Raw genomic sequence first — 17,783 nt, 5'->3', positions numbered from 1 at the left:
GCGTGGCACTTTTCCAGGAATCGCTGAACCATGAACACGGTGGATGCCAAACGGGTCCTCGAAACTGCGCTGATCTGCGCGCAGCAGCCTGTGCCCCTGCGCGAGCTGCGAGTGCTTTTTAATGATGCATTGGGGTCGGACACGCTCAAGGTGCTGCTGCAGGAGTTGCAGCTGGAATGGGCGCAGCGGGGTGTAGAGCTGGTTCAGGTGGCCACAGGGTGGCGCTTCCAGAGCCGTCCCGAAATGCGTGAATACCTTGACCGGTTGCACCCCGAAAAGCCTCCGCGCTATTCGAGGGCCACCATGGAGACACTGGCGATCATTGCGTATCGCCAGCCCGTAACACGGGGCGACATTGAGGACATCCGGGGGGTGACGGTCAATAGCCTGATCGTCAAGCAGTTGGAAGACCGTGGCTGGGTCGAGGTCATCGGTCACCGGGAAACGGTGGGGCGCCCGGCGCTGTTTGCAACCACCCGGCAGTTCCTGGATGACATGGGATTGCAGTCGCTGGATCAATTGCCGGTGCTCGACGACCCCTCAGGCAATGCGAACGTGTTGGAGGCAATGGCTGCTGCTGCGCAGGGAGTGATAGAGCCAGAGGCTGAGCTGGTGGCGATGGGCTCAGATGCCCAGTCGCTGGAGTCTTCAGAGACTGTTGCTGCCAGTGGGCAGTGGCCACAGGTGGACGATTTTTTTCAGAATGTGGAGACGGATCTCCGCGATGACGATGCCGATACCCCGGGTGGTATCCAGGGAAATACTTGATGAACGACTCGACCCCCGAAATTCCGGCTGATCTGCCGGAGGCTGATCCTTCAGCGGCTGCCGCAGCGCCCAAAAAGGTCGCTGCCAAACGTGCTCCGCGCAAGAAGAAGGCCGAGCCAGTGGACAACGTGGAAGCCGAGGGCGGCGCTGTTGCGGATGGGCGGGATGCTGCCACGGCACCAGCCCCGGCCGTCGAGTTGCTGTCCCGGTCTCTTCAGCAGAATGTGCCTGTGGATGCACTGGTTGTGGCCGAGCCTGCAACGGTTCAGGCAGGTGTTCCTGACGCGATGAACGCGCCAGGCCAAGGCGAGCGCCAGCACCGTGGGGACGCCAGGGGGCGGCAACCACGCGCCGAAGGGGTTGCTCGGGACAGGCGCAAAGCCGTTGTGCCCGCTGTGCAGGGTTATGAGTTTGAAGATGTGGTGTCGGGCCGCTTTGACGAGGACGATGCCTCTGCAGAGACGGTTCCCGCCAAGCGCGTGCTGTTGCCCCAGGTGGAAACTCCGAAGCTCCACAAGGTGCTGGCCCAGGCGGGGTTGGGCTCGCGTCTGGAGATGGAGCAGCTCATTCTGGAAGGTCGCATCTCGGTGAACAATGAGCCTGCCCATATCGGGCAGCGTATCCAGTTCGGCGACCAGGTCAAGGTCAATGGCAAACCCATCCGCTACCGCATCGACCCTCCTCCTGCGCGCGTGATTGCGTACCACAAGCCTGTGGGCGAAGTGGTGACCCACGACGATCCGCAGAACCGGCCCACCGTCTTTCGCAAGCTTCCCCGGCTCATGCAGGGCAAGTGGCAGTCGGTTGGACGTCTGGATCTGAATACCGAAGGCCTGCTGCTGTTTACCAGCTCGGGCGAGCTGGCCAACAAGCTGATGCATCCCCGTTTCGGGCTGGAGCGCGAATACGCCGTGCGTGTGCTCGGCGCCCTCAGCAACGAGGAGAAGCAGAAGTTGCTGGATGGTGTGCGGCTGGACGATGGCATGGCGTCGTTTGGTTCTATCGAGGACGGTGGCGGCGAAGGGTCCAACTGCTGGTACAGGGTCACCATTTCCGAAGGGCGCAATCGTGAGGTGCGTCGCATGCTCGAATCTGTGGGTCACGCGGTCAGCCGACTGATCCGTATCCGTTACGGTGCCATGGTTCTGCCGCGTGGACTCAAGCGTGGCGCCTGGCTGGAGCTTGACGAGGGTGATATCCGTGCCCTAGTACAGGCGGCTGGTGCGGGGCGCCCGGAGGCTGTTGAAGGCCGTCCGGACGAAGGTTCGGATGCTGCCGGCGGGCGGGGAGGTGGCAACAAGCGCAACCGTGGGCGCAGTGGCCCTCGTGTGGGTGATGGTCCGCGCCGCGACATGTCGCAGGGGGCATCGGGTGGTCCCCGTGGTCAGAAACCGCGCCGCGACGGAGGGCAGGGTTCCGACCGTGGTAGCGGTGGTGGTGACCGCCAGCGCGGAGCCGCACAACCCGACCCGATGAAAACATCGGTAGGCTATATCGGCATGGACAGTCTCTCGCGGCACCGCCAGGACAAGCGACGCCCCGGTGGGGGAGGCCCTCGTCGCGGAGGCGGGCGCTAAGCGCGCGTAGCGCAGGTCTCCCCGGTTAGAATCGAGGGCTTTGTCCGGTGGGCAAACGAAAATACAGCAACATCAATTCAGGAAATTACTATGGCAATCGAACGCACTCTCTCCATCATCAAGCCCGACGCAGTGGCCAAGAATGTTATCGGTCAGATCTATGCACGCTTTGAAGCGGCTGGCCTCAAGGTTGTAGCAGCGCGCATGGCCCACCTGTCGCGCCTGGAAGCCGAGCAGTTCTACGCAGTGCATAAAGCGCGTCCTTTCTTCAAGGACCTGGTGGACTTCATGATCTCCGGCCCTGTGATGATCCAGGCCCTGGAAGGCGAAAACGCGATTCTGAAGAATCGCGAACTCATGGGTGCTACGGACCCCAAGAAGGCAGAAGCTGGCACCATCCGCGCTGACTTCGCTGACAGCATCGATGCCAACGCAGTGCATGGCTCCGACGCGGCTGAAACGGCCCAGGCAGAAGTGGCTTTCTTCTTCCCAGGCCTGAACATCTACTCGCGCTGATATGGGTGTCCCCATGCCTGTTCCCGCAAACGTGGGAGACCTGCGCCATGGGGACGACTGCGTTCGGCCCACCCAGGGGGGAGCGCAGTGACGACCACCAACCTATTGGAATTTGACCTCGACGGTCTGGCGGCCTTCTGCCAGCAGTTGGGTGAAAAGCGGTTTCGCGCCACCCAGCTGTTCCGCTGGATCCATCAGCGCGGCGCCAGTGACTTTGACGCCATGAGCGACCTGGCCAAGGCCTTGCGCGACAAGCTCAAAGGCTGCGCTCGTGTCGAAGCCCTACCCGTCGTCTCCGAACATGTTTCCTCGGACGGCACGGTGAAGTGGCTGTTTGACGTGGGAGATGGGAATGCGGTCGAGGCTGTTTTCATTCCTGAGGATGACCGGGGAACCCTGTGCATTTCCTCGCAGGCCGGCTGCGCTGTGGGGTGTCGTTTTTGCTCCACGGGGCACCAGGGTTTCAGCAGGAATCTGACCACGGGTGAGATCATCGCCCAGCTTTGGTTTGCTGAACATTCCTTGCGTCAACGCCTCAAGTCCGAGGACCGCGTCATATCGAACGTGGTGATGATGGGGATGGGCGAGCCTCTGCAAAACTACTCGGCTCTCGTGCCTGCCTTGCGCGCCATGTTGGATGACCACGGGTATGGTTTGTCGCGTCGGCGGGTGACCGTGTCCACGTCGGGCGTGGTTCCAATGATGGATCGCCTTTCCCAGGATTGTCCTGTGGCTCTGGCAGTGTCGCTGCACGCACCGAACGATCCGCTGCGCGATAACCTGGTGCCGCTGAATCGCAAGTACCCTATTGACGAATTGTTGGCTGCCTGCAATCGCTATCTAGCGCATGCGCCGCGTGACTTCATCACATTTGAGTACTGCATGCTCGACGGGGTCAATGATCAGGTGGAGCATGCGCGGCAGTTGATCGAATTGGTCAAGCCGGCCCGAGGGGAAGGGGTGCGCTGCAAATTCAACCTCATCCCTTTTAATCCTTTTCCTGCATCGGGGCTTTTGCGTTCGCCGCAGAGCCAGGTGTTGGCCTTTGCCAAAGTCTTGAGCGAAGCGGGTATTGTCACGACCGTGCGCAAGACTCGCGGGGATGATATCGACGCTGCGTGTGGCCAACTCGCGGGGGATGTCAAGGACCGCACGCGGGCTGCTGAGCGCATGGCAAAGCAGCGGACAATCGTGCTCAAACCGGTGACTTGATCAGCAAGCAATCGGCATATTTCAAGGAGGCTCTACATGGTGGGATTGATTGGACGCTGGCAGCAATGGGGCCGCTGGACGCTCACGGCATGTAGTGTGGCGGCCTGTGTGGCGGCACTTCAGGGGTGTGCTACCACCAATAATGGGATGCCCGCCGCCGATACCAATGCCGGATTGATTACTCCGTCCGACGAGCCAGAAACGAGGCGCCGCGCCCGCATACGCCTGGAGCTTGCTTCCAACTACTTCGAGAATGGCCAGACGGCCGTAGCGCTCGACGAAGTCAAACAGGCGTTGGCGGCCGATCCCACGTATGCCGATGCTTTCAATCTCCGCGGTCTCATTTACATGCGGTTGGGCGACCTTGTCCAGGCTGACGATAGTTTTCGCAGAGCATTGGCTTTGCGCGGGGGAGATCCCAATCTGCTGCACAACTATGGATGGTTGTTGTGCCAGCAGCAAAAATATGCGGAAGCGGATCAGCATTTTGCTCGGGCCCTCACCAGTCCGTCTTACACGGCGCGCAGCAAGACGTTGATGGCCCGAGGACTTTGCCAGTCGGGTGCTGGCCAGTTCGCGGACGCTGAGCAGTCCATGCTGAAGGCCTATGAGCTGGATGCGGCGAATCCTGTGGTGGGTTACCACTTGGCGGCGCTTTTGTTGCGGCGCAATGAATTGACCCGGGCGCAGTTCTATATCCGGCGCCTCAACAATAGCCAGTTTGCCAACTCCGAGTCGTTGTGGTTGGGAATCAAGGTGGAGCGCACTTTGGGCGACTCCGTGGCCATGAAGCAACTGGCGGACCAGTTGCGCAAGCGTTTCCCGGATTCGCGGGAATTGGGTGCATTCGAGCGTGGGGCTTTCAATGAGTGAGGTTTTGGAGAGTGACGGGGCCACCGCGGGTGGGTTGCTGAGAGAGGCGCGGCAAGCATCTGGTATGCACATCGCTGCCCTGGCTGTGGCGCTGAAGGTACCTGTCAGTAAGCTGGAGGCGCTGGAGGCGGACAACTACGAAGCCTTGCCCGATACGGTGTTTGTGCGCGCGCTTGCTTCCAGCATGTGCAGGACGCTTAAGCTGGATCCCGCGCCGATTCTGTCACTGTTGCCGCAAAGTAAAAGCCCGCGCTTGGCGACCGACAGCGCAGGGCTGAATGCTCCGGTAAAAGGGAGTATTGGGAAGTCGTCTTCCTCCTCGGCGTCCTTTTCGTCGGGATCAACCTCACGGTCTGTGACGGTGGTCGTTTTGGCATTGCTGGTGGGTGCGCTGGTCCTGGTCTTTTTCCCTCGGCCACAGGACGGTGCAACGAGTCCGTCTGCGGCATCTGCGCCCGCCAAACCTGCCGTTAATGTCGTCGAGCAGCAGGCGATACCCCCCGTCATGGGTGCTTCGGGTGCAGTATCCGTGGTTGCGGAGCGTGTGCCCGAAAGTCCTCAATCGCCGGCAGTGGGGCGCCCGGAACTGACACGCCCTGCCGCCGTTGCTCCGGTTGCCAACGACGTCGCCTCTGCCCCGGTTGTTGCCGCCAGTGCGGCCACCCCACCGGCAGGTGCGTTGGTGTTGCGCGCGCGCAGTGAATCCTGGGTGCAGGTACGGGACTCGGCAGGCGCTGTGGCGTTACAGCGCAATCTGGCGGCAGGTGAGTCGGTGTCGGTCGCTGGACAGATGCCCTTTGCTGTCGTCATCGGTCGTGCAGACGCAACGGAGGTGTTCGTGCGTGGAAAACCTTTTGACTTGACGACGGTTTCGCGTGAAAACGTAGCTCGCTTCGAGGTGAAATAGTGGAAAAGCTACCGTGTGAGATGGATCCCATTGCTATAGCGTCCCCTTTGCCTCGGCGGTCGCGCCAAGCCAGGGTGGTATGGGGTTCGCGCGTGGTAACCGTGGGCGGGGACGCGCCGGTGCGTGTGCAGTCTATGACCAATACCGACACCGTGGATGCCATTGGTACGGCTATACAGGTGAAGGAGTTGGCACAGGCTGGCTCGGAGTTTGTGCGGATTACCGTGAACACCCCCGAGGCGGCGGCGGCAGTGCCTTACATCCGTGAACAGTTGGACCGGATGGGAGAAAGCGTGCCGTTGGTGGGAGATTTCCACTACAACGGACACCGGCTTCTCACCGAATTTCCTGACTGCGCGCAAGCTCTTTCCAAATACCGCATCAATCCCGGCAACGTTGGCAAGGGCGACAAGCGGGATCGACAATTTGGTCAGATGATTGATGCGGCCATGCGCTGGAACAAGGCCGTGCGGATCGGAGTGAATTGGGGCAGTCTTGACCAGGATTTGCTGGTCAATTTGATGGACACCAACAGCCGTCGCGCCAAGCCTTGGGAGGCGCGCCAGGTCATGTACGAGGCGCTAATCACGTCAGCCATTGAGTCCGCCCATCGGGCGGAAAAAATGGGCCTGGATGGCAATCAGATCATCTTGTCCTGCAAGGTCAGTGGTGTGCAGGACCTGATTTCCGTGTACCGCGAACTTGCGCGTCGCTGTGACTACGCGTTGCACCTGGGACTCACCGAAGCAGGCATGGGCACAAAGGGCACGGTAGCGTCGGCTACCGCGTTGTCTGTGCTGTTGCAAGAGGGGATTGGCGACACCATCCGTGTATCTCTGACCCCCCAGCCTGGTGAAGCGCGCACCCAAGAGGTGGTGGTCGCCTCGGAGATATTGCAGGCATTGGGATTGCGCGTGTTTGTCCCTAGTGTTACCGCGTGCCCAGGTTGTGGCCGTACCACCAGCACAACATTTCAGGACCTTGCCAAGCAGATCGACGATTTTCTGCGTGCCCAGATGCCTGTGTGGCGCGTTCGCTATCCCGGCGTCGAAAATTTACGCGTCGCAGTGATGGGATGCATCGTCAATGGCCCTGGAGAGAGCAAACACGCAGACATCGGCATCAGCCTCCCTGGCACGGGAGAGGCTCCTGCCGCGCCTGTGTTTATCGATGGCGAAAAGGCCATGACGCTGCGTGGTGACAACATTGCCAATGAGTTCCATCAAATTGTCGAGCAGTACATTGAGAAGCGCTTTGGCGCTGCCGTCGTGTCTGCGGTCTGAGTTTCGCTCGCTTTGTCTTTGATTGCTGCTCAGCTGCCTGCTGTGGCGGCAGCAATGCCTTTCCAAGAACTGCCAGATAGAGAAAAGAACAGTTGTGAGTAACGAAAAAAGCACTTTGGCGCCCAAGCCGGAAAAATTGGTCGCCGTGAAAGGCATGAACGATATCTTGCCTCCGGAATCTGCCCGCTGGGAGTGGCTGGAGTCAAAGGTCCGCGACCTCATGGCGCGCTATGCCTATCGCAATATCCGTACGCCAATCGTTGAGCCTACGCCGCTCTTTGTGCGGGGGCTTGGGGAGGTCACCGATATTGTGGAAAAAGAGATGTACTCTTTTGAGGATCGTCTCAATGGTGAGCATCTCACTTTGCGTCCTGAGGCGACTGCCGGGGTTGTCCGAGCCGTCGCAGAGCATTCCATGCTGTATGACGGAGGCAAGCGCCTCTACTACATGGGGCCCATGTTCCGTCACGAGCGTCCACAGCGGGGGCGGTACCGTCAGTTCCACCAGATTGGAGCTGAAGCGCTGGGCTTTCCTGGCGCCGAGGTCGACGCGGAATTGATCTTGCTCGCCCAGGCACTGTGGCGTGAACTGGGCTTGCAGAACGTGCGGCTGGAGCTAAACAGCCTGGGTGAGCCGCATGAACGCAAGGCCCACCGTGCTGCTCTGATTTCATACCTGGAGCAGCATATGGATGTGTTAGATGAAGAGGCGCGCCGACGTTTGCACAGCAATCCGTTGCGCATTCTGGATACCAAGAATCCTGCTATGCAATCCATGGTGGAAGCTGCGCCTCGTTTGATCGATTTTTTGGGGCCTCAGTCACTCGCGCATTTCGATGCCGTCAAGTCCATCTTGAGCGCCAACGGAGTCTCCTGGACTGTCAATCCGCGGCTTGTTCGGGGTATGGACTACTACAACCTGACGGTTTTTGAATTCGTCACCGATCAGTTGGGCTCGCAGGGCACGATTTGCGGCGGCGGTCGCTATGACTACCTGATCGAGCAGATCGGTGGCAAGGCTGCGCCTGCGGTGGGATGGGCGCTGGGGGTTGAGCGTGTGCTTGAACTTCTCAAGGAACAAGCCAGTACGCTACCAGCCCTGTCGCCTGACGTGTATGCCGTGATTCCATCCGTGGTGGCTCTACCAGTGGCTGTGACCACCATCGAGCGGTTGCGGCAGCTTGGTGTCAGTGTACAAATGCACGCTGCGCCCGCTGGGGGTGAGGGCATGGGCAGCATGAAATCCCAATTCAAGAAGGCAGATGCGAGTGGCGCGCTTTACGCGCTGGTCTTCGGCGAAGATGAGCTGTCCCGTGGGATGGTTGTTGTCAAGTCATTGCGTGATGGTGTGGGCGCACAGTCCGACCACACTCTGGATTCCCTGGCCGAATGGGCGTCCACCCTACAATCCAACCGCTAAACAGAACACATTCCATGGCAAATCACCTCGATCTCGAAGAACAAGAGCAGCTTGATCAGCTCAAGCATTTCTGGAACACCTGGGGCACGCTGATCAGTTCGGTGCTGATTTTGGTAGCGGGCTCTTTGGTCGCTTGGAACGGATATCAATATTGGCAGAACCGACAGGCGGGCCAGGCCGCAGCGCTCTATGACGCTGTGGAGGTGGCAGCCCGGGCAGGTGACCAAAATCGGATGGCGCAGGCGTTTGCTGACCTGAAGGCCAAGTACGCAGGCACGACCCAGGCTAGTCAGGCGGGGCTTGCGTTGGCCAAGACCATGGTGGATACAGGCAATGCCGATGGCGCCAAAGAGGCACTCGGTTGGGTGGCGACCCAGTCGGGAGATGATGGCCTTAAGGCCTTGGCCAAATTGCGCTTGGCCAGCCTGCTAATGGATCAAAAAAACTACGACGAAGCACTCAAACAGCTGTCTGGCAGTGCTCCGCTGGAGTTTGATGCTGTGTTTGCAGATCGTAGAGGCGACATCTATCTTTTGCAGGAAAAACGTGCAGAAGCCATTGCTGAGTACGCCAAGGCCTATAAGTCTCTTGAAGACAGTGTTGAGTACCGTCGCCTTGTGGAGGTCAAGCTTGGGGCTTTGGGTGTCTCTCCCCAAGGTGTTGCGATGGCTGCCGCTGGATCCATCGACGGAGTGAAATAACCATGGCGTTCATTCGTGAAAACGAGGCGAAGTGCGGGTTGTTTGGGTTGCGATGCATTGTCTCGGGGGTCTTGGTGGCCACATTGGCAGGATGCTCGCTATGGAGCAGTGGCGCCGCCAAGCCTGTGCCTGTTGATCTGGGAGCCAATGTCGCAGTGCTTGGCGTGCGGCAGGCCTGGACCAACCGGATTGGCAGTGTTGCTGGCTTGCCCCTTGATATCCACACGGCAGGCAATGTCGTTACTGTCGCATCTTCCGATGGGATTGTGGCTGCGATCGACGCCCGCACCGGCGGGGATGTATGGCGCGCGGCGCTGGCGGAGCCGTTGTCTGCGGGAGTTGGGAGTGACGGCAAGTCGGCCGCAGTTGTTTCCCGCAGCAATGCGCTGATCGTTTTGGATGCTGGCCGTGAGCGGTGGCGCCAATCACTGGCTGCGCAAGTATTCACTCCTCCCCTTGTCGCTGGCGGACGCGTATTTGTACTCTCGGCCGATCGTTCCTTGGCGGCCTTCGATGCTGCGACGGGGCACAAACTCTGGAGTCAGCAGCGCTCTGGAGACCCCTTGATTTTGCGTCAGGCAGGCGTTCTTCTGGCGGTTGGCGATACGTTGGTGGCGGGTTTTGCCGGCCGTATCGTGGGCTTGAATCCAGACAATGGCAGTGTGCGCTGGGAAGCTCCGTTGGCCAGTTCGCGCGGTACCAACGATGTTGAGCGTTTGGTAGAGCTGGTCGGGCGTACTAGCAGAGTGGGCGATTCCATCTGTGCGCGTGCATTTCAGACAGCTGTGGGTTGTGTCAATGCTGCCAGGGGTTCGGTGGCTTGGGCGCAGCCGGCCAATGGTGCCGATGGTGTGCATGGTGATGGGGAGGCCCTGTTCGGTGCAGAGAGCAATGGCACGGTGGTTGGGTGGCGCCGCAGCGATGGTTCGCGTCTATGGACGACTGACAGGCTCAAGCACCGCAAACTGACGGCGCCTCTGCTGCTAGGGCGCTCGGTGGTGATTGGGGACGACGCAGGCCTCGTTCATCTGCTATCCCGTACGGATGGTTCTCCGCTCAACCGCATGGCCACGGATGGTTCAGGTATTGCCGCAGCACCCGCTGTGGCCGCCGATACGTTGGTAGTGGTTACTCGCAATGGTGGTGTCTACGGATTCCGTCCAGATTGATGGATTTTATTTAATGAAGCCAGTTATCGCCCTCGTGGGGCGTCCGAATGTCGGCAAGTCCACGCTCTTCAACCGCCTGACCAAGTCCCGCGACGCCATTGTTGCGGATTTCGCAGGGCTTACGCGTGACCGGCATTACGGTAATGGCAAGCAAGGTAAGCACGAATACATCGTTATCGATACAGGAGGCTTTGAGCCTGATGCGTCGAGTGGTATCTACAAGGAAATGGCCAAGCAGACTCAGCAGGCTGTCGCCGAAGCCGATGTGGTCATTTTTGTAGTAGATGCCCGTGCGGGCGTGTCAGCACAAGATCATGACATTGCGAATTATTTGCGCCGTCTTGGCAAGCCTTGTGTTCTCGTTGCCAACAAGGCAGAAGGCATGCTTGAAGGCGTGCAACTCGCCGAGTTCTATGAGTTGGGTCTGGGTGAGGTCTATCCGGTTTCTGCGGCGCATGGACAAGGTATACGGAGCTTGGTGGATATTGCCCTTGAGCCCCTACAGCTTCCTGAGCCCGATGACTCCGATGGCGGTCCTGACAAGGGCATCATCAAGCTTGCTGTTGCGGGGCGACCGAATGTTGGTAAATCGACCCTGATCAACACGTGGTTGGGCGAGGAGCGCTTGGTTGCGTTCGACATGCCGGGCACGACCCGGGACGCCATTACCGTACCATTTGAGCGCAATGGTCAACGCTTTGAACTGGTGGACACGGCAGGGTTGCGACGCAAGGGGAAGGTTTTTGAGGCGATCGAAAAGTTCTCGGTCGTCAAGACGCTTCAAGCTATTGAGTCGGCCAATGTGGTTCTGCTATTGCTCGACGCGACCCAGGGCGTCACGGACCAAGATGCGCACATCGCGGGATACATCCTTGAGAGTGGCAGGGCGGTGGTTGTTGCTGTGAACAAATGGGATGCGGTCGATGACTACCAGCGCCAGTTGCTGGAGCGGTCTATCGAGACCCGGCTCGCATTTCTGAAGTTCGCATCCTTGCATTTCATTTCGGCCAAAAAACGCCAGGGCCTGGGGCCGCTCTGGACGTCCATTGCGCAGGCGCACAAAGCGGCGACCTGCAAGATGTCGACCCCGATATTGACACGTCTGCTGTTGGAAGCGGTGCAATTCCAGAGCCCCAAACGGGCGGGCATGTTCCGGCCGAAATTGCGATACGCGCACCAGGGTGGCATGAATCCTCCGGTCATCGTTGTCCATGGCAATTCGCTGGAGCATGTCACCGATGCTTACAAGCGTTTTCTGGAAGGTCGTTTCCGAAAAGAGTTTGATTTGGTGGGTACGCCGCTGCGAATAGAGATGAAGACCTCGCACAATCCCTTTGCAGACAAGGACGACGACTGATTCAAAGGTCAAAGGCTCGATCCTTGAAGGGCCATGCGTCCTGAGTCTGGAGCGTGTCTCAGGCTGTGGTAAGGTGCTGGTTTACAACAACATTTTTGAACACGGAGAATATCGTGAGCAATAAAGGCCAACTTTTGCAAGACCCCTTCCTCAACGCCTTGCGTCGGGAGCATGTTCCTGTTTCTATCTATCTCGTGAACGGAATCAAGCTGCAGGGGCAGATCGAGTCGTTTGACCAATACGTCGTGTTGCTGCGCAATACGGTGACCCAGATGGTCTACAAGCACGCCATTTCTACAATCGTGCCAGGTCGCGCGGTCAATTTTTCCACTGCCGATACTTCTGATGCAGATAGCAACAACGCTTAAGTTGTTGTTCCTGAATCCGTCTTCGCCTCTTGTCCTGATCGGGCTAGAGGGCAAACTCCTTTGCATTCGATGACCTCTTCATCGGTAGACGGTACTCCGGTATTGCTCGTGGGGGTTGACTTTGGTCTTCCGCACTTCGATGGTGATCTTGAGGAATTGGGGTTGCTTGCGCAGACAGCTGGCATGAAACCTGTTGGCCGCTTGACTTGCAAGCGGAAAGCTCCGGATGCTGCCTTATTCGTTGGTAGTGGCAAAGCGGATGAAATTCGTACTCTGGCGCAGATGCACGGTGCGGTGGAAGTTCTGTTCGATCAGTCCCTCAGTCCGGCACAGCAGCGAAATCTGGAGCGTCACTTAGAGCTTCCAGTCAATGACCGCACGTTGCTGATTCTGGAAATTTTTGCCCAGCGCGCCCGCAGTCATGAAGGCAAGCTCCAGGTGGAGCTTGCGAGATTGCAGTATCTCAGTACCCGTCTTGTACGTCGTTGGTCGCATTTGGAGCGCCAAACGGGTGGGATTGGGGCGCGTGGCGGTCCCGGCGAGAAGCAGATTGAGCTGGATCGCCGGATGATTAGTGATGCAGTCAAGCGTACCCGTGACCGCCTGGTGAAGGTCAAGCGTCAGCGGTCCACGCAGCGGAGGCAGCGCGAGCGACGTGATACCTTCAACATTTCATTGGTGGGCTACACCAATGCAGGTAAGTCCACACTCTTCAATGCACTGGTGAAGGCGAGAGCCTACGCTGCAGACCAGTTGTTTGCGACACTGGATACCACGACACGGCAACTCTATTTGGGTGATGCCGGGCGATCAGTCTCACTGTCCGATACCGTGGGATTTATCCGGGATTTGCCTCACGGCTTGGTGGATGCGTTCCAGGCAACGCTGCAAGAGGCCATTGATGCGGATCTACTGCTTCATGTCGTGGATGCATCCAATCCGGGCTTTCCGGAGCAGATGGCTCAGGTCCAAAAAGTATTGCACGAGATCGGGGCGGCTGACATTCCCCAAATACTAGTGTTCAACAAGCTGGACTCACTGGAGGCCGAGCAGCGCCCGCCGCTTCTTGAGGACCAGTATGACGTCGATGGTCAGTTGTTTCCGCGCCTGTTTGTGAGCGCACGTTCTGGCGAGGGATTGGGTACGCTGCGCCAAGCGCTCTCATCCCGAGTCGTTGCTGTCCAGGAGCGCATGACCCCTGAAGCCGCCATTGAATTGCCAGGGACCGTGCCCTGATTGGGCACAATGCCAGCATTACCAATGCCATACAGAGAACCAGAGACTTTGCGCATGAATTTCCAAAATCGCACCCTACGCTGGGCATCGTTGCCAGAACGCATTCGGGGCATGTTCAATCTGAATGACCCTCGCTGGGGGCGCGGCGAGGACAACAAGACTGACGATGGCGGACGACCGGATGAGCGGCCTGCTACACCCCCATCGGCCGGCAATCGGGGCAACGACCAGCGGCCGAACAATGGGCAACCGCCGGACCTGGATGAACTTTGGCGTGACCTGAACAAGAAGCTCGGAGGCTTCTTTGGTTCCAAGAACGGCGGTGGTCGAGGGCCAGGCAACGGCGGTAGTTCTGGTGGCGGATTTCAGCCGGATATGAAGAGCGCAGGCGTGGGCGTGGGGCTGATCGCAGGGATCGTCTTCGTCATCTGGATGGGGACAGGTTTTTTCATCGTCCAGGAAGGCCAACAGGCCGTCATTACTCAGTTCGGCAAGTACAAAAGCACGGTGGGGGCAGGGTTCAACTGGCGCCTGCCTTACCCCATTGAGCGCCACGAACTGGTCTTTGTGACCCAGATACGGTCCGCAGATGTTGGGCGTGACAGCATCATCAAGAGCACGGGGTTGCGGGAGTCGGCCATGCTCACGGAAGATGAGAATATCGTAGAGATCAAATTTGCCGTTCAGTATCGCTTGAGTGACGCCCGCGCTTGGCTGTTTGAAAGCAAGAACCCGACGGATGCCGTGGTTCAGGCGGCGGAGACGGCAGTTCGCGAAGTGGTTGGAAAGATGCGCATGGATACGGCGTTGGCCGAAGAGCGTGATCAGATTGCACCGCGTGTTCGTACTCTCATGCAAACCATCCTGGATCGCTACAAGGTGGGCGTGGAGGTGGTCGGTATCAATCTGCAGCAAGGTGGGGTGCGCCCCCCAGAGCAGGTGCAGGCCTCCTTTGACGATGTACTCAAAGCGGGCCAGGAGCGCGAGCGGGCCAAGAATGAAGCCCAAGCGTACGCGAATGACGTTATCCCTCGGGCCGTGGGTTCTGCATCGCGCCTGAACGAAGAGGCAGCAGCCTATAAGGCGCGGATTGTTGCCCAGGCGCAAGGTGATGCGCAGCGATTTTCTTCCATCCTTGCGGAGTACCAGAAGTCGCCGCAGGTGACCCGTGACCGCATGTACCTGGAGACCATGCAGCAGATTTATGGCAGCGTGACCAAGGTGCTAGTTGAATCGAGACAGGGGTCCAACCTGTTGTATTTGCCACTGGACAAGATCATGCAAAGTGTCGCCAGCGGAGGAGGGGCTTCTGATGCCCCTGCCGCGAGCACTACGGCTCCTGTGGCGGCACCGGCGGTGCCTTCGTCTACTTTCTCTAATGACCCTCGAGCGCGTGACAGCAGTCGTACACGCGATCGTGAATCTCGCTAGGAGCAGCTCGTGAACAGAGTCGGATTTATTGCATCGACCCTCCTGGTGGTGCTGGCCCTCATGAGTTCCATGCTTTTTGTGGTGGATCAGCGCCAATTTGGTGTGTTGTATGCGCTGGGGCAGATCAAGGAAGTGATCACCGAGCCGGGTTTGAATTTCAAGCTGCCACCACCCTTCCAGAATGTGTCATACATTGACAAACGCCTTCTGACGCTGGACAGCAGCGATACGGAACCTATGCTGACAGCGGAGAAGCAGCGTGTGGTGATTGATTGGTATGTGCGTTGGCGGATCTCTGAGCCTACGGAGTACATCCGCAATGTCGGTCTGGACGAAAGTGCTGGCGCGATGCAATTGAACCGAGTGGTCCGAAATGCATTCCAAGAAGAGATCAACAAGCGCACCGTCAAGGAGTTGCTTTCCCTCAAGCGGGAAGCACTGATGGCGGATGTGAAGCGTGAGGTGCTGGAGACGGTCCGTGGTGCCAAGCCTTGGGGTGTCGATGTTGTGGATGTACGCATTACCCGCGTCGACTACGTGGAGGCGATTACGGAATCGGTGTATCGGCGCATGGAAGCTGAACGCAAACGGGTGGCCAATGAGTTGCGCTCCACGGGAGCGGCAGAGGGTGAAAAAATCCGTGCTGATGCGGACCGCCAGCGTGAAATCACGATCGCCAATGCCTATCGAGATGCTCAGAAGATCAAAGGTGAGGGCGACGCTGAAGCTGCGCGCATTTACGCAGAGGCTTTTGGCCGCGACCCACAGTTTGCGCAGTTCTACCGGAGTCTGGAAGCCTATAAGTCCAGCTTCAACAAGAAAAGCGATGTGATGGTCCTTGACCCATCTTCGTCGGAGTTTTTCAAGACCTTCCGAGGTGGTAATTCAGTGGCTGTACCTGCCGCACCTCGCAAGTAGATCTTGGGCCCGTCGTCGAAGGCCGGCCGCAGTGACTTCTGAAAACCTATGGACAGCACTGGCGCTGGTTCTGGTGATTGAGGGGCTATTGCCTTTCTTTTCACCCCAGAGTTGGCGACGCGCGGTTGCCCAGATTTTGCTGCTGCGGGACGGCCAGGTTCGATTTTTCGCCTTGTTGGCAATCGTCGCTGGTGTGTTGATGCTCTGGCTTTGACCAGCGCATGAGCCGATGGTGGATGGAGTCTCTCGGGACTTCTCTCCGCTCCCGGTAGAATCACGGTTTTAACAGCCCCCCTTTTTCTCCATGTCTGCTTGGGTCCTTCCGGATCACATTGCCGATGTCTTGCCGTCCGAAGCGCGGCACATCGAAGAATTGCGTCGCGGGCTGCTTGATACAGCCCGTTGTTACGGCTATGAGCTGGTCATGCCTCCTTTGCTAGAGCATCTTGAATCTCTGCTGACAGGCACTGGCGAGGCGCTCGATCTCCAGACCTTCAAGCTGGTGGACCAGCTCTCCGGGCGATCCATGGGGCTCAGAGCGGACACCACCCCCCAAGTGGCTCGTATCGATGCGCATCTGCTCAATCGCAAAGGGGTCACCCGCCTTTGCTATTGCGGCCCGGTGCTGCACACACGGCCAGATCGTCCCCATGCGACCCGCGAACCGCTTCAGTTTGGCGCGGAGATCTACGGGCATGCCGGGCTGGAGGCTGATCTTGAGGCATTGCAGTTGGCCCGAGAATGTTTGCGCATTGCCAATGTGCACAACACCACAATTGACCTGGCGGATGTGCGCATCGTCCGAATTCTTCTGGCGGGCGTGCCGTTGAACTCCCAGATCCTGAGTGGTATCCATGCCGCACTTGCGGCCAAGGATGCGGCTGAATTGGCGGCCTTGACTCGCGATTTTCCCCCTGAATCTCGTGAAGGTTTGTTGGCTCTGCTTCAGCTCTATGGAGATCAGGGCGTACTGGTTGAGGCTCAAAAATCTCTCCAGCGCTTTCCTGGCATATCTCAAGTGCTATCAAATTTGAAATGGCTTGCCTCCCGCTTAGAAGGGGCTGCTGTTACTTTCGATCTGGCTGACCTGCGTGGCTATGCGTATTACAGTGGCGCGCGTTTTGCGATCTATGCCCCGGGTGCAAGCGACGCGCTCGTCCGTGGCGGTCGCTATGACGAGGTGGGAGCAGTGTTCGGTCGGACCCGTCCAGCGGCGGGATTCAGTCTGGACATCAAGCAGGTGGTGGGTGTGGTCTCGCCGCGTGCGCTAAAGGCTGCCATCCGCGCCCCCTGGGGGGAGGCCGATGACGTGAATGCCGCAATCGCCGAGCTGCGCAAGGCCGGTGAGACGGTGGTTTGCGTTCTGCCGGGACATGGGAGCGAAGTGGATGAGTTTCACTGCGACAGGGAACTGGTGCAGGTTGCGGGCCAATGGGTCGTGCAGGCTGTTTGAGCAATTGTCAATTGAATTGGGTTTGAGATGAAAGCAACCAAAGGTCGCAACGTAGTGGTAGTCGGAACCCAGTGGGGCGACGAGGGCAAAGGCAAGCTGGTTGACTGGCTGACTGAAAGTGCACAAGGTGTTGTCCGTTTTCAGGGCGGGCACAACGCGGGCCACACATTGGTTATCAATGGGGTCAAGACGGCGCTGCATTTGATCCCCAGCGGCATCATGCGCCCTGGCGTCAAGTGCTATATCGGCAATGGCGTAGTTTTGTCGGCTGCCAAGCTGTTCGAGGAAATCGAAGGGTTGGAGAAAGCAGGTGTTGAGGTCCGCTCGCGCCTGCGCATCAGCGAGGCCTGCCCCTTGATCCTTCCATTCCATGCTGCCATTGATGTGGCGCGCGAAGCTGCCCGTGAACAGGGCGGTACGGAGAAAATTGGAACAACCGGACGAGGCATTGGCCCTGCGTACGAGGACAAGATTGCCCGCCGTGCCTTGCGCGTCCAAGACTTGAAGTACCCAGAGCGGTTTGCAGCCAAGCTGCGTGAATTGCTGGATCTCCACAACCACATCCTTACGACCTACCTGCGCTCTGGCTCCTTC

18 protein-coding genes (1 of these 18 running past the window's edge) are annotated in these 17,783 nt (G+C 58.6%); all 18 read left to right on the top strand.

Annotation, left to right across the window (positions count from 1 at the left end):
• Positions 1-30 precede the first annotated feature (30 nt).
• On the top strand, positions 31-768 hold the full coding sequence (scpB, locus tag ASE39_RS00110) for an SMC-Scp complex subunit ScpB (RefSeq protein ID WP_057227119.1): 738 nt from the start codon (positions 31-33) through the stop codon (positions 766-768).
• The gene (locus ASE39_RS00105; RefSeq protein WP_057269832.1) at positions 768-2,345 is read left to right on the top strand and encodes a pseudouridine synthase; all 1,578 of its coding nucleotides are present in this window, start codon (positions 768-770) and stop codon (positions 2,343-2,345) included. Before scpB ends, ASE39_RS00105 begins: the two co-directional genes overlap by 1 nt.
• Positions 2,346-2,435: 90 nt before the next feature.
• Positions 2,436-2,861, top strand: coding sequence for a nucleoside-diphosphate kinase (gene ndk, locus ASE39_RS00100; RefSeq protein ID WP_010464162.1), 426 nt, complete (start codon positions 2,436-2,438; stop codon positions 2,859-2,861).
• An 87-nt stretch (positions 2,862-2,948) separates the two neighbouring features.
• The gene (rlmN, locus tag ASE39_RS00095) at positions 2,949-4,073 is read left to right on the top strand and encodes a 23S rRNA (adenine(2503)-C(2))-methyltransferase RlmN (RefSeq protein WP_057269831.1); all 1,125 of its coding nucleotides are present in this window, start codon (positions 2,949-2,951) and stop codon (positions 4,071-4,073) included.
• A gap of 36 nt (positions 4,074-4,109) precedes the next feature.
• The gene (pilW, locus tag ASE39_RS00090) at positions 4,110-4,946 is read left to right on the top strand and encodes a type IV pilus biogenesis/stability protein PilW (protein ID WP_057269830.1); all 837 of its coding nucleotides are present in this window, start codon (positions 4,110-4,112) and stop codon (positions 4,944-4,946) included.
• Positions 4,939-5,853 (top strand): helix-turn-helix domain-containing protein, encoded by a 915-nt coding sequence (locus ASE39_RS00085; RefSeq protein WP_057269829.1) that lies wholly within the window; start codon positions 4,939-4,941, stop codon positions 5,851-5,853. The genes pilW and ASE39_RS00085 overlap by 8 nt, the downstream gene beginning before the upstream one ends.
• A 20-nt stretch (positions 5,854-5,873) precedes the next feature.
• Positions 5,874-7,136 carry a flavodoxin-dependent (E)-4-hydroxy-3-methylbut-2-enyl-diphosphate synthase gene (gene ispG, locus ASE39_RS00080; protein ID WP_057269828.1) on the top strand — a complete coding sequence of 421 codons (1,263 nt, stop codon included), beginning with the start codon at positions 5,874-5,876 and terminating at the stop codon, positions 7,134-7,136.
• A 154-nt stretch (positions 7,137-7,290) separates the two neighbouring features.
• Positions 7,291-8,556 carry a histidine--tRNA ligase gene (hisS, locus tag ASE39_RS00075; RefSeq protein ID WP_057270271.1) on the top strand — a complete coding sequence of 422 codons (1,266 nt, stop codon included), beginning with the start codon at positions 7,291-7,293 and terminating at the stop codon, positions 8,554-8,556.
• A gap of 14 nt (positions 8,557-8,570) precedes the next feature.
• Entirely contained in the window at positions 8,571-9,257 is a 687-nt protein-coding gene (locus ASE39_RS00070) for a tetratricopeptide repeat protein (protein ID WP_057269827.1), read from the top strand.
• Between the two features lie 2 nt (positions 9,258-9,259).
• Positions 9,260-10,426 (top strand): outer membrane protein assembly factor BamB, encoded by a 1,167-nt coding sequence (gene bamB / locus ASE39_RS25525; protein ID WP_242421327.1) that lies wholly within the window; start codon positions 9,260-9,262, stop codon positions 10,424-10,426.
• 13 nt (positions 10,427-10,439) lie between these two features.
• Positions 10,440-11,783 (top strand): ribosome biogenesis GTPase Der, encoded by a 1,344-nt coding sequence (gene der, locus ASE39_RS00065; protein ID WP_057227131.1) that lies wholly within the window; start codon positions 10,440-10,442, stop codon positions 11,781-11,783.
• 113 nt (positions 11,784-11,896) lie between these two features.
• Positions 11,897-12,151 (top strand): RNA chaperone Hfq, encoded by a 255-nt coding sequence (gene hfq / locus ASE39_RS00060; RefSeq protein WP_010464175.1) that lies wholly within the window; start codon positions 11,897-11,899, stop codon positions 12,149-12,151.
• Positions 12,152-12,220: 69 nt separating this feature from the next.
• Positions 12,221-13,387 carry a GTPase HflX gene (hflX, locus tag ASE39_RS00055; protein WP_085940314.1) on the top strand — a complete coding sequence of 389 codons (1,167 nt, stop codon included), beginning with the start codon at positions 12,221-12,223 and terminating at the stop codon, positions 13,385-13,387.
• Positions 13,388-13,441: 54 nt separating this feature from the next.
• Positions 13,442-14,818 (top strand): FtsH protease activity modulator HflK, encoded by a 1,377-nt coding sequence (hflK, locus tag ASE39_RS00050; protein ID WP_057269826.1) that lies wholly within the window; start codon positions 13,442-13,444, stop codon positions 14,816-14,818.
• A 9-nt stretch (positions 14,819-14,827) separates the two neighbouring features.
• Positions 14,828-15,736 carry a protease modulator HflC gene (gene hflC, locus ASE39_RS00045; protein ID WP_057269825.1) on the top strand — a complete coding sequence of 303 codons (909 nt, stop codon included), beginning with the start codon at positions 14,828-14,830 and terminating at the stop codon, positions 15,734-15,736.
• A gap of 31 nt (positions 15,737-15,767) precedes the next feature.
• The gene (locus ASE39_RS25520; RefSeq protein ID WP_082606886.1) at positions 15,768-15,950 is read left to right on the top strand and encodes a DUF2065 domain-containing protein; all 183 of its coding nucleotides are present in this window, start codon (positions 15,768-15,770) and stop codon (positions 15,948-15,950) included.
• A gap of 90 nt (positions 15,951-16,040) precedes the next feature.
• Entirely contained in the window at positions 16,041-17,189 is a 1,149-nt protein-coding gene (locus tag ASE39_RS00040) for an ATP phosphoribosyltransferase regulatory subunit (RefSeq protein ID WP_057269824.1), read from the top strand.
• A 27-nt stretch (positions 17,190-17,216) separates the two neighbouring features.
• A protein-coding gene (locus tag ASE39_RS00035) for an adenylosuccinate synthase (RefSeq protein ID WP_057227134.1) crosses the window boundary here: on the top strand, positions 17,217-17,783 show its 5' portion. The gene runs 810 nt beyond the window's last position; the window shows 567 of its 1,377 coding nt (coding positions 1-567); its start codon is at positions 17,217-17,219; its stop codon lies off the right edge, out of view.

The sequence above is a fragment of the Acidovorax sp. Root267 genome (genome assembly GCF_001429215.1).
GTDB classification, from domain to species: Bacteria; Pseudomonadota; Gammaproteobacteria; order Burkholderiales; family Burkholderiaceae_C; genus Acidovorax; species Acidovorax radicis.
The sequence above is the reverse complement of the archived record's forward strand: the minus strand, read 5'-3'. Positions and strand labels throughout refer to the sequence as shown.